Origin of the sequence: Mycetohabitans sp. B3, assembly GCF_021498065.1 — a bacterium.
GTDB lineage: Bacteria > Pseudomonadota > Gammaproteobacteria > Burkholderiales > Burkholderiaceae > Mycetohabitans.
The window spans coordinates 1-698 of the sequence record NZ_JAHLKN010000108.1; the positions used below are offsets into that span (position 1 = coordinate 1).

Annotated in this window: 1 protein-coding gene; it reads right to left on the minus strand. The window is 58.2% G+C overall.

The window, feature by feature from the left end; all coding sequences use genetic code 11:
- A partial coding sequence (locus KQH55_RS15800) for a condensation domain-containing protein (RefSeq protein WP_235091634.1) occupies nt 1-698 on the minus strand: 698 nt, incomplete at both ends.

Here is a 698-nt window from a genome sequence, read left to right on the forward strand (position 1 = left end):
CGCTGCACGCAGATCGCTACCCGGGTCTCTGGCCTGACACCCCACTCAATCAGCTGGTGTGCCAAACGATTGGCTTGTGCGTTTAGCTGTGCATAGCTCAGTGTCTGCGCTTCAAACACCAGCGCCGGCGCCTCGGGCGTGCGCTCGACCTGCGCTTCAAATAGCTGGTGCACACACCAGTGCGACGGATATGCCTGCTGCGTTGCATTCCACGTGTCAAGCAGCAACTGACGCTCGTCCGGTGACAGCAACTCAAGCGTGGCCACCGGCTGCTGCGGACAAGCCACCATGGCACGCAACATCGTCTGTAAATACCCGACGTGCCGCTCAATTGTGGATCGCTCGAACAGCGCCGTCGCATATCCTAAGCTGCCGATGATCTCGTCACCTACCTCAGATAAGTTCAGCTCAAGATCGAACTTGGCTATGTCATACTCCAGCTCAGCTGGCGTGGCCGTGAGCCCGGGTAGACGCCACTCGCCTGGTTCATTGTTCTGCCACGCGAACATCACTTGAAACAACGGCGTATGATTCAATCGACGCGGCGGCTGCACAACTTCGACCACTTGCTCGAACGGCAGATCTTGATGCGCTTGCGCGTCCAACGTCGTGCGCCGCACGCGCGCGAGCAGCTCTGCGATATCAGGTTCGCCCGACAAATCCACGCGCAACGCCAGCGTATTAACAAAAAAACCAAT